This window comes from Streptomyces sp. NPDC058295 (assembly GCF_042880655.1).
Classification (GTDB): Bacteria; Actinomycetota; Actinomycetes; order Streptomycetales; family Streptomycetaceae; genus Streptomyces; species Streptomyces coriariae.
The window spans coordinates 1-14,184 of record NZ_JBHVYO010000070.1; the positions used below are offsets into that span (position 1 = coordinate 1).

Annotated in this window: 14 protein-coding genes; 7 read left to right on the forward strand and 7 right to left on the reverse strand. The window is 71.4% G+C overall.

Translation table 11 applies throughout. From position 1 onward, the window contains the following. Positions 1-191: 191 nt before the first annotated feature. The 3 genes from ACFVYS_RS40300 to ACFVYS_RS40310 all read right to left on the reverse strand — a co-directional run bounded on the left by ACFVYS_RS40300 (position 192) and on the right by ACFVYS_RS40310 (position 2,695). The gene (locus tag ACFVYS_RS40300) at positions 192-926 is read right to left on the reverse strand and encodes an FAD:protein FMN transferase (RefSeq protein WP_389510380.1); all 735 of its coding nucleotides are present in this window, start codon (positions 924-926) and stop codon (positions 192-194) included. A 1-nt stretch (position 927) separates the two neighbouring features. Further along, a complete protein-coding gene (locus ACFVYS_RS40305) occupies positions 928-1,164 on the reverse strand; it encodes an FMN-binding protein (protein WP_389510382.1) in 237 nt (78 codons plus the stop codon). A gap of 193 nt (positions 1,165-1,357) precedes the next feature. Beyond that, positions 1,358-2,695 (reverse strand): ferric reductase-like transmembrane domain-containing protein, encoded by a 1,338-nt coding sequence (locus ACFVYS_RS40310; RefSeq protein WP_389510383.1) that lies wholly within the window; start codon positions 2,693-2,695, stop codon positions 1,358-1,360. A gap of 152 nt (positions 2,696-2,847) precedes the next feature. On the opposite strand from ACFVYS_RS40310, the gene ACFVYS_RS40315 reads away from it, so the two are divergent. The 3 genes from ACFVYS_RS40315 (at position 2,848) to ACFVYS_RS40325 (ending at position 6,635) form a co-directional block, all read left to right on the forward strand. After that, positions 2,848-3,540 carry a response regulator transcription factor gene (locus tag ACFVYS_RS40315; RefSeq protein WP_389510385.1) on the forward strand — a complete coding sequence of 231 codons (693 nt, stop codon included), beginning with the start codon at positions 2,848-2,850 and terminating at the stop codon, positions 3,538-3,540. Then, positions 3,537-4,997 (forward strand): sensor histidine kinase, encoded by a 1,461-nt coding sequence (locus ACFVYS_RS40320; RefSeq protein ID WP_389510387.1) that lies wholly within the window; start codon positions 3,537-3,539, stop codon positions 4,995-4,997. Before ACFVYS_RS40315 ends, ACFVYS_RS40320 begins: the two co-directional genes overlap by 4 nt. A 624-nt stretch (positions 4,998-5,621) precedes the next feature. Next, on the forward strand, positions 5,622-6,635 hold the full coding sequence (locus ACFVYS_RS40325) for a YbhN family protein (RefSeq protein ID WP_389510389.1): 1,014 nt from the start codon (positions 5,622-5,624) through the stop codon (positions 6,633-6,635). 56 nt (positions 6,636-6,691) lie between these two features. Here ACFVYS_RS40325 and msrB read toward each other — a convergent pair whose 3' ends face one another. The 4 genes from msrB to ACFVYS_RS40345 all read right to left on the reverse strand — a co-directional run bounded on the left by msrB (position 6,692) and on the right by ACFVYS_RS40345 (position 10,197). Beyond that, the gene (gene msrB, locus ACFVYS_RS40330; protein WP_389510391.1) at positions 6,692-7,102 is read right to left on the reverse strand and encodes a peptide-methionine (R)-S-oxide reductase MsrB; all 411 of its coding nucleotides are present in this window, start codon (positions 7,100-7,102) and stop codon (positions 6,692-6,694) included. Between the two features lie 14 nt (positions 7,103-7,116). After that, positions 7,117-8,502: a UDP-N-acetylmuramate--L-alanine ligase gene (gene murC, locus ACFVYS_RS40335; RefSeq protein WP_389510393.1), complete on the reverse strand. Its 1,386-nt coding sequence runs from the start codon at positions 8,500-8,502 to the stop codon at positions 7,117-7,119. Positions 8,503-8,696: 194 nt separating this feature from the next. Then, complete coding sequence (locus ACFVYS_RS40340) at positions 8,697-9,170, reverse strand: indole-3-glycerol phosphate synthase (protein WP_389510395.1); 474 nt, start codon at positions 9,168-9,170, stop codon at positions 8,697-8,699. Positions 9,171-9,360: 190 nt separating this feature from the next. After that, positions 9,361-10,197: a pyrimidine reductase family protein gene (locus ACFVYS_RS40345; RefSeq protein WP_389510397.1), complete on the reverse strand. Its 837-nt coding sequence runs from the start codon at positions 10,195-10,197 to the stop codon at positions 9,361-9,363. Between the two features lie 37 nt (positions 10,198-10,234). Here ACFVYS_RS40345 and zapE point away from each other — a divergent pair, with 37 nt between their 5' ends. From zapE to ACFVYS_RS40365, 4 genes are all read left to right on the forward strand, one after another. Further along, positions 10,235-11,341: a cell division protein ZapE gene (gene zapE / locus ACFVYS_RS40350; RefSeq protein WP_389510399.1), complete on the forward strand. Its 1,107-nt coding sequence runs from the start codon at positions 10,235-10,237 to the stop codon at positions 11,339-11,341. A 183-nt stretch (positions 11,342-11,524) separates the two neighbouring features. After that, positions 11,525-11,938 carry a hypothetical protein gene (locus tag ACFVYS_RS40355; RefSeq protein ID WP_389510401.1) on the forward strand — a complete coding sequence of 138 codons (414 nt, stop codon included), beginning with the start codon at positions 11,525-11,527 and terminating at the stop codon, positions 11,936-11,938. Positions 11,939-12,028: 90 nt separating this feature from the next. After that, positions 12,029-12,610, forward strand: a complete 582-nt coding sequence (locus ACFVYS_RS40360; RefSeq protein ID WP_389510403.1) for a carbonic anhydrase — start codon at positions 12,029-12,031, stop codon at positions 12,608-12,610. Continuing rightward, positions 12,607-14,109, forward strand: a complete 1,503-nt coding sequence (locus ACFVYS_RS40365; RefSeq protein ID WP_389510405.1) for a SulP family inorganic anion transporter — start codon at positions 12,607-12,609, stop codon at positions 14,107-14,109. The genes ACFVYS_RS40360 and ACFVYS_RS40365 overlap by 4 nt, the downstream gene beginning before the upstream one ends. Positions 14,110-14,184: the final 75 nt, after the last annotated feature.

A 14,184-nucleotide genomic window follows, 5' to 3' on the forward strand; every position in this document is an offset into this window, starting at 1 on the left:
CCCTGAAACTTTCGTGAAACCGCTTCAAGCGAGCTGCTCCCGAGGTGAGCTGCCACCGGAGCAACCCGGTCAGCCGCACCGGCGGTGACGACGCGTCGGCGGCCGACGTCCCCGCCCCGACGTCCGGGCGAGGACCGTCGCGCCCCAGCCGAGCAGCCCGAGAGCCGCTCCCAGGACCGTCGCCTCGACGCTCACGCGGCCGCTGCCCCCGCCGTCGGGAACCCGCCGGTACGCAACACGCGTCCGCCGGGCAGGACGGCGTACACCTCGCAGCCGTCGCGCGCGGCCGCCCACTCGACGCCGTCCGCGCCCAGGGCGAAGGCGGCAGTGGCGACGGTGTCCGCCTCGGTCAGGGTCGGGGCCACGACGGTGAGGCTGTCGAGGCCGGTCACCGGCCGGCCGGTGCGGCCGTCGAGGATGTGGTCGCCGCGCTCGTAGCGAGCGGAGGTCGCGACAGCCCCGTCGGTGAGGTCGAGGACGGTGCACAACCGGTCGGCGATCTCGGGATGCCGCACGCCGACCCGCCAGGGCCCGCCGGAAACGACCACGTCACCCCCGGCGTTGAGGCAGAACCGGCCGAGCCCGGCCCCGGTCAGCAACTCCGCCGCCCGCTGCACTGACCAGCCCTTGACCACCGCGCAGGGGTCCAGGCCGCGGCCGGGCAGCCGGATGTCGAAGGCGCCGCCGGTGGCCACCCGGTACCGCTCGCAGATGTCGAGCACCTCCACGAGGTCGGCGCTCAGCTCGTCGGCCGACAGCTCGCCCCGGCCGTACCGGGAGACCTCACTGTCGGCCTTGAACGGGCTGAACCGTGCGTCGACCTCGCGCAGCCACGCGAACACGGCGTCCCCGGCCCCGTCGGGAACGACGGTGTCGTCGATCCGCAACGAGACCGGAAACCCCATGACGTGTTCGACGCGGTGCACGTCAGGCGCCCTTCGCGTCGATCGCGGCCTGGAGCGACTCCTTGTAACCGTCGCTCGTGAGGGTCGCGCCGGAAACGGTGTCGATATCCGCACTCTGCGCGGTAAGCGTTTCCGCAATCAGCTTCGGCACCGCCGCGGTCGTCTGCGGATGGTTCGGCTGCTTCAGCATCTTCACAGCCGTGATCTTGTCGCCGTCGTAGGTGATCCGGACCTGGACGTCGCCCTTCTCGGTGGCCACGGTCGTGCCGGTGAACGTGGTGGATCCCGAGGAGCCCGAGGACGACGTGGAGGAGGACACGGAGGGTGTCGAGGCGGCCTCGGTGGTGGATGTCGTACCGGTCGACGGCTCGTAGCGCCAGACCGGGATCAGACCCGCCACGGACAGGACCAGGACAGGGATTACTCGCTTCACGGTGTTTTCCTCGTATCCCTCAACCCGCCAGGCTGAAGCGTTCGAAGTGGATCTGCGGCTTGGGTACGTCCAGCTCGCGCAGGGTGCCGAGGACCGCGTTCATCATCGGCGGCGGCCCGCACAGGAAGACGTCCCGCTCCGCGATGTCCGGTACGAGCGCCGCGAGTTCACGTGGCGCGAGTCGGTCCGGCACCGGCGGACCGGTGACCAGGTGCAGCTCGGCGCCCTTGGTCAGGGCGAGTTCGTGCAGTTCGTCGTAGAGCACGGCGTCCCGCTCGCCGGCCACCCGGTAGATGACCACCGCGTGCCCCTCGATCTCCTCGAGGAGCGCCCGGATCGGGGTGACGCCGACACCGCCGGCGATGAGCAGGGCCTCCGGCCGGGTGCGGTGCATGGCGGTGAAGGCTCCGTAGGGGCCCTCGGCGAAGACGCGGGTGCCGGGCTTGAGGTGGCGCAGTCCGGCGGAGCCGTCGCCGGCCGCCTTCGCAGTGAGGCGCAGCCGGGTGCCGTCGGGCGCGGCCGACAGGGAGAAGGGGTTCGCCTGCCACCAGCGGTCCTTGGTCAGGAAACGCCACAGGAAGAACTGGCCCGCCCGGGCGGGCAGCCGGTCCAGGTCACGACCGGTGATGTAAACGCTTACGACGTTGGCGGCCTCGGGGACGACGGCCTCGACACGCAGCTGGTGGCGCCAGTTCCGCCACAGCGGCAGGACCAGCCGGCCCAGCAACACCGAGCCAAGGGCCACGCCCCACACCGCGTACCAGTACGCCGTGGCGGCGGACGACGCGGTGAAGGTCGTCCCGACCGCGACCTGGTGCGTGAAGGCCAGCACCACGGCGACGTACGTGTACAGGTGGATGAAGTGCCAGGTCTCGTACGCGAGGCGCCGACGGGCCCAGCGGCCGGAGACGCCGCCGATGACCAGGATCAGCACCATCGCGACGGCCGCGCGCAGCACACCTTCGACGGTCTCGGCCAGGTCGACGAGCTGGCTCACCGGGTTCATCGACGACGATTCGGCATAGCCGAAGGTGATGAACACCACATGGCCGACCAGCGTCCACAACAGGCTGAAGCCGGTCCATCGGTGCCAGTTGGTCAGCCGGTCCATGCCGATGCGGCGGTCCAGCCAGGGCAGCCGGGCCACCAGCAGCAGTTGGAACGCCATCAGCAGGGCGCTGTACAGGCCGGCGAAGCGGCCGATCACGACGAGGGCGTTGGAGGCGAAGCCCGCCTGGACGGCGAAGAGGGTCACGACGGCCGCGTTCGCGGCAAGCACGGCGTACAGGCCGGTGCGGGCCACGACTTTGGGACGTATCGCCGTGGGGGGTACGGGAGGCGATTGGACGGTCGTCACGGACGGAAACTCCTAGATCGGGTCCTCAGAACACAGAGCTTGTCCGTGCTTCGCTGTCGTTTTCCTGTCGTTCAACTTTCAAGATCTTATCGATTCGCGCACACGGGAGACGCGGGTCTGGCGCTGCGGGGTGTGTGGCGCACTATGAGCAGGTGGAAAAAGTACGACTCCTCGTCGTGGACGACGACCCGCCGATCGCCGATCTCGTGGCGACGGTCGCCCGTTACGAAGGCTGGGACGCGGTCACCGCGAACTCGGGTGCGGAGGCGCTGCGCCGCGCCGCGGACTTCCACCCGGACATCGTGGTGCTCGACCTGATGCTGCCCGACATCGACGGCTTCGGCGTGCTCGACCGGCTGCGGCACAGCGGGACCATGGTGCCGGTGGTGTTCCTGACGGCACGCGACGGGGTCGCCGACCGGGTCGCGGGGCTGACCCGGGGCGGGGACGACTATCTGGTGAAACCGTTTGCCGTGGAGGAGCTGATGGCCCGGCTGCGGACCGTGCTGCGGCGCAGCGCCGGTCCCGGCGTCCAGCGCTCCGTGCTGCGGGTCGCGGACCTCACCATGGACGAGGACACCCGGGAGGTCCGGCGGGGCGGAAAACTGCTGACGCTCACCCCCACCGAGTACGAGGTGCTGCGCTATCTGATGCGGAAGTCGCCGACCGTGCTCACCAAGGCGCAGATCCTCGACCATGTGTGGGAATACGGTTTCGGCGGCCGTTCCAACGTCGTCGAACTGGTCGTCAGCCGGCTGCGCCGCAAGCTCGACACGACGGGCGACGACCCGCTGATCCAGACAGTACGCGGTTTCGGATACGTGATACGGCAGGCGGCCGAGTGATCGGCCGCTTCCGGCACGCCTACCGCAGACTGCGGCTCGGCACCCGGCTGGCGCTCGGCCTGGGCGCGCTGTCGCTGGTCGTGTTCGCGGTGGTCGGCGCCACGCTGACCATGTACATGCGGGACTACCTGAATCATCAGCTGCGCGACCAGATCAAGCTGGTGCAGGTCGTGCAGTCCAAAGACGCCAAGGCGCACGGCATCGTGGAACGCAAGCCGTACTACGGCTGGTACACGGCCGTGTACGACGTCTCGGCGGGGGCGGCCGTGCTGCGCAAGCCCGCGGACGTGCCCTCGGACACCACGGCGCTCACCGCCCTCGCCCGGCGGATGGAGGATGTCGACGCCGACGTCACCCGCACGGTACGGATCGACGGCGAGGGCACCTATCTGCTGCGCGCCTGCGAGGTCTCGCCCGGGGTCGTGCTGGTCAGTGCCGCGCCGACGGAGGACATCGACGGCACCGTGCGCCAGCTGATCACCATGCAGGTGGTCGCCTTCGGCCTCGCCCTGCTGGCGCTCGTGGTGTTCGGCCGGCGGATGCTGAAACACGGTCTGAAACCGTTGAGCGACATGGCGCACACCGCGCACGGCATCGCCTCGCACGACCTGACCGAGTCGGCGTCCCGGCTGCATCTGCGCGCGGACGCTCCCGGCGGTGGTCCGGAGGTCGAGGAGCTGCGCACCGCCTTCAACACGATGTTGCAGCACATCGACGACTCCCTCGCCGTGCGGGCGGAAGCCGAACAGCGCCTGCGCCGCTTCGTCGCCGACGCCTCGCACGAACTGCGCACGCCGCTGATGTCGGTACGCGGTTACGCGGACCTTTTCCAGTACGCGCCGGCCAACGCTCCCGAGGAACGTGACAAGCATTTGGCCCGGCTGCGTGCCGAGGCCGCCCGGATGGGCTTCCTCCTCGACGATCTCCTGCTGCTCGCCCGCCTGGACGCCGCCGAGGTGGAGACGCCCCTGCGGATGGAGAACGGCGACCTGGTGGAACTGGTCGCGCAGGCGGCCGACGCGTTCCGCGCGAGCCACCCCGGCCATCCGCTGACGGTGTCCCCCGGCCCGGTCGCCGTACCGCTACGGATGGACCCGCACCGCATCCGCCAGGTCCTGGACAACCTCCTCACCAACGCGGCCGTGCACACCCAGGCCGGCACCGCGGTCCACGTCGAGGTCGCCGTCTCGCCGGACACGGCACGCGTCCGCGTCACCGACAAGGGCCCCGGTATCCCGCCGGGCGACCGCGACCGCGTCTTCGACCGGTTCTACCGCGTCGACAAGGCCCGTAGCCGTGACCGCGGCGGCAGCGGCCTCGGCCTGTCGGTCGCCCGGTCCCTGGTGCGGGCGCACGGGGGCACGCTGGAGCTGGGCGACGTGGAGGGGGTCACGGTGTTCACGGTGACGCTGCCGAGGGGACCGGCCACGGCCGGGCGGGACGCCGTGGACGGGTAACGCAGTAACGCAGTAACGCGAAGAATCGGTGATCCGGGAGGTTGTGCGCCCGGCACGGCACGACTCGGCGCCGCGCCCGCGGCACCCGCACCCGCACCCGCACCCGCAACCGCAACCGCAACCGCAACGATCACCCGCAACGATCACCCGTTGTGAAGGGCTTGACGCGGGAGCAGCTGGTTTCCTCAGAGCTGAGCAGAGCTGAGCAGAGCTGAGCTGCTCTTTCGGCGCGGCGGAACAACTTTCCTCACCCCCTAGGCGGCCGATCGGCGCGCGCGGAGAGGGTCCCCCGTACTGCGGGCCGGTGAACCTCGGTGCGTGCCCGGGATGAACCCCAGGGGGTACGGGCAGAAATCCCACAGTCCTACCGCACCTCCCCCCGCCTCACGGCACCTCACAGCACCCGCCTCACGGCACCTCACACCACCGCACAGCACCTCGCCTCACGGCACCAGCCGCACGGCACCCCGCATCACCGCACCGCGGTCGCCCTTCGGCCCGCGCTCCGTCGGCTTACGGACACCGCACCGTCACACCGGAGGGGAACGAGTTCCCCGTCCCCTCCCCAGGCCCGATCCGTCGCGCCGCCGCGCGCGGTCACGACGCGGAAGGACGACGTGCGCCGTGTCCCTGCTGCCCCTCGACGACCCCGCGTCCCCGCCACCGCCCCAGCCCCCGCTCGCGGAAGACCGCCGCCGCCCCCTGGTCGCCACCGCCACCCGCCGGGCCCTCACCCTGTCCCCGATCCTGCTGCTCGCGGTGTGGGCGGTGGTCGACTGGCACGCCGTGCGAGACGGCACCGCCCTGCTCGCCACCGCCGACCCCTGGTGGCTGCTGGTCGGGCTCCTCTTCACCTATCTGGGCTCGGTCGCCGCGGCCTGCGTCCGTCAGGGAGCGATCCCGGAGCGGCTGCCACCCGGCCTGCTGGTGGCCTCCCAGATCGCCGCGGGGGCCGCGAACCACATACTGCCCGCGAGCATCGGCGCCCACGCGGTCACGGTCCGCTTCCTGCGCCGCCAGGGCGTCGCCCTCCCCCGGGCCACCGCCTCGATCGCCCTGTACTCCCTGGTCAGAGCCGTGGCCAAGACACCCGTTGTGCTGATGTTCCTGCTTGCCGCGCCCAGCGCCATACCCCCCGCCAGGCTTCTCCCGGAGGGGCGGACGCTGCTCCTGGCCGCCGCGGGCCTCCTGGTGGCCCCCGCGGCGACCGCGGCTGTGCTCGTTCTCGTACGGCCGCTGCGCGGTCCCGCCCTGAACTTCGTCCGTACGGCCCTCACCGATGCCCGGCATCTGCACACCCGCCCCGCCCGCTTCCTCCCCCTGTGGGGCGGAGCGGTCGCGGCGCCGCTGATCCAGGCGAGCGTGGTGGCCTCGGTGGGAACGGCGCTGGGCCTGCCCCTGTCCTGGCCGCAGCTGCTCTTCGCGTTCCTCGCGGCGAGCACCGCGGCCGGCGCCGTCCCCGCACCCGGCGGTATCGGCCCGGTCGACGCGGCCCTGGTCCTCACGCTGGCCGGCTACGGCACCCCGCTGCCCCTCGCCACGGCGACCGTCATCGGCTACCGGGTGCTGACGGTGTGGCTGCCGCTGCTGCCGGGGATGCTGGTGCTCTCGGCGCTGGTACAGCGCAAACAGCTGTGACCGTCACCTCTCCCCGGCCGCCTCGCCGTCAGCCCCTGCCGCCCGCAGCCTGGCCGTCAGCCTTCGCCGTCCGTCGCCAGCCGCAGCGAGATGCTGTTGATGCAGTACCGCTGGTCGGTCGGGGTCGCATACCCCTCACCCGCGAACACGTGTCCGAGGTGCGAACCGCACCGGGCGCACCGCACCTCGGTGCGCAGCATCCCGTGCGTGCGGTCCTCGATCAGCTCGACGGCGTCGGTGTCCTTCGGGTCGAAGAAGGACGGCCAGCCGCAGTGGGAGTCGAACTTGGTCTCGGAGGTGAACAGTTCGGCACCGCAGGCGCGACAGGAGTAGACGCCCTCGGCCTTGGTGTCGGTGTACTCACCGGTGAACGCGGGCTCGGTCGCGGCCTGCCGCAGCACGGCGTACTCGCCCGGCGTCAGCTCCGTCCGCCACTGCTCGTCCGGCTTTTCGACGTCGTACGACATGAGCCTCAGCCCCTTTACTGGGAAAGACGGTCCAGAATGCGCGGGCCCAGGTCCGTCACGTCGCCCGCGCCCATGGTGAGAACGAGATCACCCGCCTTCGCCATTCCCGCCACGACCTCCGGTGCCAGGTCCTTGTCGTGCACCGCGGTCACGTCCGCGCCCGCCGCCCGGGCCGCCTCGATGATCAGCTCGCTGGTCACGCCCGGGATCGGGTCCTCGCGGGCGGGGTAGATGTCGAGGACGACGGAGGCGTCCGCGAGGTTCAGCGCCTGCCCCATCTCCTTGCCGAGTTCCTGGGTCCTGGAGAACAGGTGCGGCTGGAAGAGGACGAGGATGCGGGCGTCGCCGACCGCCGCGCGCATCGCCTCCAGGTCGGCCGTCATCTCCGTCGGGTGGTGGGCGTAGGAGTCGATGACCTGGACGCCCGCCGCCTCGCCCTTGAGCTGGAGCCGGCGCTTGACGCCCGTGTACGCGGCGAGGGCGGGGGCCAGTTCCGCGGCCGGGACGCCCAGGGCGACGCCTGCGGCGAGCGCGGCGACGGCGTTGTGCGCGTAGTGGCGGCCGGGCACGGAGACCGTGAAGGTGAGCTGCTGCCCGTCGAGCAGCACGCTCACCTCGCTCTTCAGCCCCTGCGGGACGACGGACAGCACGCGCACGTCGGCGTCCTCGGCCTCCCCGTACGTCACCACCCGCACGCCCTCGACCCGCCGGGTCAGTTCCCGCGCGCCCTCGTGGTCGGCGGTGATCACCAGGGTGCCGCCGGGCACGATCTTCTCGGCGAAGGTCTCGAAGGACGCGTAGATCTCGTCCATCGAGGCGTAGTTGGCGTGGTGGTCCAGCTCGACGTTGAGGACGATGGCGACCTCGGGCGCGTACTTGTGGAAGCTGCGGTCCGATTCGTCCGCCTCGGCGACGAAGATCTCGCCGTCGCCGTGCAGCGCGTTGGATCCGGGCGCGTCCAGGTCGCCGCCGATCGCGTACGAGGGGTCGAGGCCCAGCTCGGACAGCGACACCGCGAGCATGGACGTGGTGGTCGTCTTTCCGTGGGTTCCCGCGACGGCGATCGGGCGTGTCCCGTCCATCAGCCGGGCGAGCGCGTCCGAGCGGTGGACCACCGGGATCCCCAGCTCGGCCGCGCGGGCCAGCTCCGGGTTGTCCGCGCGGATCGCCGACGACACGACGACACAGCTGGCGTCGTCGGCCAGATGGGCGGCGGCATGACCGATGTGCACGGTCGCCCCGAGCGCCCGCAGCGCCGCCGCGGTCTCGGACTCCTTGGCGTCGCTGCCGGCCACCTTCGCGCCGCGCTGAGCCAGGATCTTCGCGATCCCCGACATCCCCGCCCCACCGATGCCGATGAAGTGCGGTCGGTCCATGGCGGTAGGAAGGCCGGGTGCCATGTGTGTTCTCCCAGGGTGCGCTGCGACGGTTCGGTGCGCCCCCACCCTATTGCGCGAGGCCCACCGCACCCACCCAGGGGCGCGGGGCCGTCTCGACGGACGACCGCGCGGCGCGGGCACGAGCGGCCACAGCGCACCGGCGCCGCCGCCAGCACCCGCACCCGCACCCTCACCCGCAGATCACAGGAGTCCGCTCAGGCCTTGCTGTGGGAGAAGAGTTTCAGCACCGGGACTCCCACCTTGTGCCGCGCCCGGGAGGCCCAGTCGCGGTGGAAGAACTCCTCGACGTAGTGGGGGTCGGTCAGCACGATCACCTCGTCCGCCCCCGCCTCCGCCACCAGGGACTTCAGCGCGTCCAGCGGATGGTCCTCGATGAGGCGTCCGACCGCGTCGTGGCCCGCCGCGTGCAGCGCCTGCAAGGACACCTCCAGGGCCCGTACGCCGAACCCCTTCGCCTCGTCGCCCTCGGGCGTCTCGCCCTCCCGCGCGGCCTCGTCCAGTTCGCCGAGAGCCACGTCGTCGATGGCCCGCAGCAAGCGGTCCGCCTGGTCGCCGCGCGGCTGGAGCAGCACCTGGAAGGTGACCGGCTCGTCCCCGTGCAAGGTGCTGACGAACTCCACGTCGGCGGACGTCAGGGCCTTCTCGATCATCAAAACGCTTGTGAACACCAGCGCCCCATTCTCCTTCGAGGACCCCCGTGGCCCTCTCTCCTCCGTGGGCCGTGGGCGGCCCTGCGGAAACCATCCTTCCCCGTGTGCGCACGGGGACTGCGAGATTCAGTGTGCCCGCCGGACACCAAACGGAACGGTTGATTCCGACCTTTCGGGACCGGCGGTGACGATCGAACTCCTATCCGCATCAAGGTCGTCGATACCTGCCGAACAGGAAACCCTCCTCCTCCAGGAGCGAGACCAGTGCGAATCGCCGCGGAACCACGACCGACGGGCCGCCCGCGATCCGCTGCGCGTCGCCGACGGCGAGCATCGGGGAGACGGTCAGACAGAGCTCGTCGAGCACCCCGGCGGCCACGAACTGGCCCAGCAGCCGGGGCCCGCCCTCCGTCAGCAGCCGGGTGTGCCCGAGCTCGGCGAGCGCCCGTACGGCCCGGTCCGGCTCGACGCCCATGCCGTCGCCGGCGATCACCACGCGCGCGCCCGCCTTCTCCGCGGCCGCGACCCTGTCGGGGGCCGCCGCGGCGCCGGTCAGGATCAGGGTGGGGACCAGCGGCGAGGTGAAGAGCGGGAGCGAGAAGTCCAGGTCGAGGCTCGCGGTCACCACCGCGACGGCCGGCGCGGGACCCTGCCCGGCCGCCTCGCGTCGCGCCGCGAACTCGGCACGCGCGCGTGCGGGACGGTACCCCTCCAGACGTACCGTCTCCGCGCCCACGACCACCACGTCCGCGAGCCCGCGCAGCGTGCCGAAGATCCGCATGTCGGTGGCGGTGGAGATGGGCTGGGAGCGCCCGTCGTGCTGGGCGGCGCCGTCGAGCGTGGACACCATGTTGGCCCGCAGCCAGGGCCCCGGCTCACCGGGTCCGGGCTCGGGGTAGGCGTAGGCGTCGGCGAGCTCGTCGAGGCTCCACTCACGGTCCTGGGCCGCGCCACCCCCTTCGCCACCCTCACCGGGGGCCCCGAGCGGCCTGCCGCCGGAGTCGGTCGTCACTGTCTGGTCGGTCACAGGGAACAGCCGTCGCATGCCAGGCAGTCTGGCACGCCCCGTAGCATGGGGAACCGTGTCGTCCTCCTCCTCCGCCCCCGGCCTCAGCCCGATAGCCGACGCGGCCCCGGTGTCCCTCTGCACCCGCCAGCCGCATGTCCCCGCGGACCGGCTGGTCGCCGAGATGGTGCCGCCGCCACGCTTCGACTCGGTCCGTTTCAGCACCTACATCCCGGATCCGAACCAGCCCAGCCAGATCGATGCGGTCGGCGTCCTGGAGGGGTTCGCGACCGGCCTCGGCGGAGCGCACGCCGCCGGCGGCGCCAGGCGGGGGTTCCTCGGCTTCGGCAGGTCCAAGGCGCCCAAGGTCCCCGCCGGGCCGCGCGGCGTCTATCTGGACGGCGGCTACGGCGTCGGCAAGACGCACCTGCTGGCGTCCCTGTGGCACGCCACCCCGGCGGAGCCCGCCCTCAAGGCCTTCGGCACCTTCGTCGAGCTGACCAACCTGGTCGGCGCCCTCGGCTTCCAGCAGACGGTACGGACCCTCTCCGGGCACCGGCTGCTGTGCATCGACGAGTTCGAGCTGGACGACCCGGGCGACACCGTCCTCGTCTCGACGCTGCTCGGCAAGCTGGTCGAGGCGGGCGTCGCGCTCGCCGCCACCTCCAACACGCTCCCCGGCAAGCTCGGCGAGGGCCGGTTCGCCTCCGTCGACTTCCTGCGCGAGATCCAGGGTCTGTCGGCGCACTTCCGCGCGCTGCGCATCGACGGTGAGGACTACCGCCACCGCGGTCTGCCCGAGGCGCCGGCGCCGTACTCCGATGAGCAGGTGACGAAGGCGGCCTACGCCACCGAGGGCGCCTCGCTCGACGACTTCCCGCATCTGCTGGAGCACCTCGCCAAGGTCCACCCGAGCCGTTACGGCGCGCTGACGGATGGCCTGAAGGCGGTCTGCCTCACGAACGTGGGGGCGGTGCCCGACCAGTCCACGGCTCTCCGGCTGGTGGTCCTGGCCGACCGGCTCTACGACCGCGAGGTCCCGGTCCTGGCCTCCGGGCTGCCCTTCGACCGGTTGTTCAGCGAGGAGATGCTGAACGGCGGTTACCGCAAGAAGTACTTCCGCGCGATCTCCCGGCTCACCGCGCTGGCCCGCGACGCCAAGCAACTCGTCGAGCCCCATTAAACGATCTCCGCGGTCCGGTCAAGAGTCGGTTCGCGCCAAGAATCCCGCCCTTTTGAGGCGCACTTCATCTCGCAACGTCGAGTTAACCCTGCAAACAACCTTGCAGGGTTAACGTGTTTCTTGACCAGTGGTTGACCAACCGTTGGTCTGGACTAGAAACGCGAACGGACGGAAGGGGGGCGCATGTTCCGAGGTACGACGACCCGGACCGTCCTTTCGGTCTTCACCGCCGTCCTGCTCGCCCTCCCGTTCTTCGCACCGACGCCCTCCTTCGCACACGCGCACACGATGCGTCAGGTCGAGGCCAAAACTCAGCCCGGAATCAAACACGTCGGCAAAGCGATGCGCGACGAGGTCGTCACGCTCCGCGACTGCGACCGCTCCGGCGGACCCGCGGACCCTCTGCGCACCCGCGACCGACACCGCGCCACCACCTCCGCGCCGGGCGCCTCGGCACCCCAGGAGCCCGAGCGCGCGCTGCTTGCGCAGGATCCCGCGGCCGCCCATCAGCCGCCGCGGCCCGGCGACCCCTATCACCGCTCGTCGAGATCCTCGGCGGCCCACTCTCCGGCGGCCCTCCAGGTCTTCCGCTGCTGAGAGAGCAGAGCAGAACAGCAGTCCCCCACCTGTCCTGTGTCCTGCACATCCGACGCGCCCCCACGGCGCGCCAGGAGGAGTCACCACGTCATGCAGCCCCTCATCGACAACGCCCGTACGTTCGGACAGCGCCCTGAGGAGTTCGCCAAACTCGCAGCCGGCCAGTCCCCCCAGGTCCTGTTCATCACCTGCTCCGACTCGCGGGTCGTTCCCGCCCTGATCACGGGCGCCCGTCCCGGCGAGCTCTTCGAGCTGCGCACCGCGGGCAACATCGTTCCCCCCTACGGCTCCGACCGCCCCACCGGCGAGGCGGCCACCATCGAGTACGCCGTGGAGGTGCTCGGCGTCCAGGACGTCGTCGTCTGCGGCCACTCGCACTGCGGTGCCGTCGGCGCGCTGGTGCGCGGCGACGACCTCGACGGCGTCCCCGCCGTACGCGACTGGCTCGCGCACGCCGCGGACGAACCGGGGAACGCCGACCCCGACGACCCCACGGTCATGCGGGCGGTGCAGAACCACGTACTCGCCCAGCTGCTGCGGCTGCGCTCCTACCCGTGCGTGGAGAAGCGCCTGGCCGACGGCCGGCTGCGGGTGCGCGGCTGGTACTACGAGGTGCACACCGGTGCCGTACGCGAACACCGTGTGGACACCGACGGTTTCGAGGCCCTGTGAGCGCCGCGACGGACCAGAAGCCCGCCGGGCGAATATCCCGGTTCCCCCACCTCAAGCAGGACTTCGCCGCCTCTCTCGTCGTCTTCCTGGTCGCGCTGCCGCTGTGTGTGGGCGTGGCCGTGGCCTCCGGCGTGCCGGCCGAGCTGGGGCTCGTCACCGGCATCGTCGGCGGCCTCGTCACCGGTCTGCTGCGGGGCAGCTCCCTCCAGGTGTCCGGTCCGGCGGCCGGACTGACCGTGCTGGTCTTCGAGGCGGTGCAGGAGTTCGGCCTGCCCGCCCTCGGAGTGATCGTCCTCGCCACGGGCGTCCTCCAGCTGGCCATGGGCGCCCTGAAACTGGGCCGCTACTTCCGGGCCATCTCGGTCTCGGTCGTCGAGGGCATGCTGGCCGGAATCGGCCTGGTGCTGATCGCCGGTCAGCTGTATGCGATGGCGGGCGCCAAGGCGCCGTCGTCCGGCCTCGGGAAGATCGCCGGACTGCCCGAGGCCGTCGTGGACGCGGTCGGCACCACCTCCGCGCCGGCCTCGCTCGCGATCGGCATCGGCACCATCGCGGTGCTCTTGTTGTGGAAGCGGTTGCCGGCGAAGGTGCGTACGGTGCCCGGCCCGCTCGCCGCGGTGGGCCTGGCCACACTCGCCGCCCTGCTGCTGAACCTGCCCGTGGCCACGGTCGAGGTGCAGGGCCTGCTCGGTTCCGTCCAGCCGCCGTCACTGAGCTCCTTCGGCGAGCTGGCGCACGTCGGCCTGCTCGGCACGATCGTCGCGTTCACCCTGATCGCGTCCGCCGAGTCGCTGTTCAGCGCGGCGGCGGTGGACCGGCTGCACAACGGTCCGCGCACCGAGTACGACAAGGAGCTGATGGCACAGGGCGCGGGCAACGCGATCTGCGGAGCGCTCGGCGCGCTGCCGATGACCGCGGTGATCGTGCGCAGCGCGGCCAACGTGCAGGCGGGCGCGCGGACGAAGGCGTCGCGCGTCCTGCACGGCGTGTGGCTGCTGCTGTTCGCGGCGCTGCTGCCGAACGTTCTGGCGTACATACCCATCCCGGCGCTGGCCGGCATCCTCGTGCACGCGGGCGCCAAGCTCGTGCCCGTGCGGGCGGTCGTGGGTCTGTGGCGCGAGCACCGCGGCGAGGCGCTGATCCTGGTCGTCACGGCCGTGTCGATCGTCGCGGTCAGCATGTTCGAGGGCGTGCTGATCGGTCTCGCACTGGCCGTCGCCAAGACGGCCTGGGAGGCCTCGCACCTCAGGCTGGAGGTCGTCGACAAGGGCGCAGGCCCCGTCCAGGCGTATCTGTCGGGCAACGCGACGTTCCTGCGTCTGCCGAAGATCCTCGACAGCCTGGAGGCCCTCCCGCAGGACCGCCCCGTCGAGCTGGACCTCTCCGGTCTGCACCACCTCGACCACGCCTGCCGTACGGCGCTGGAGACCTGGGCCGAGCGGCACAGTGCGGTCGGCACGGAGCCGGTGAAGGTCACGGAACCGGTGACTACCGTGTAGCCCGCCCCGCGCGCTGTCCGGCCCGGGACTCGGGGCGTGGCCCCGGGCCGGACAGCGGGCATATCGTTACAGAGC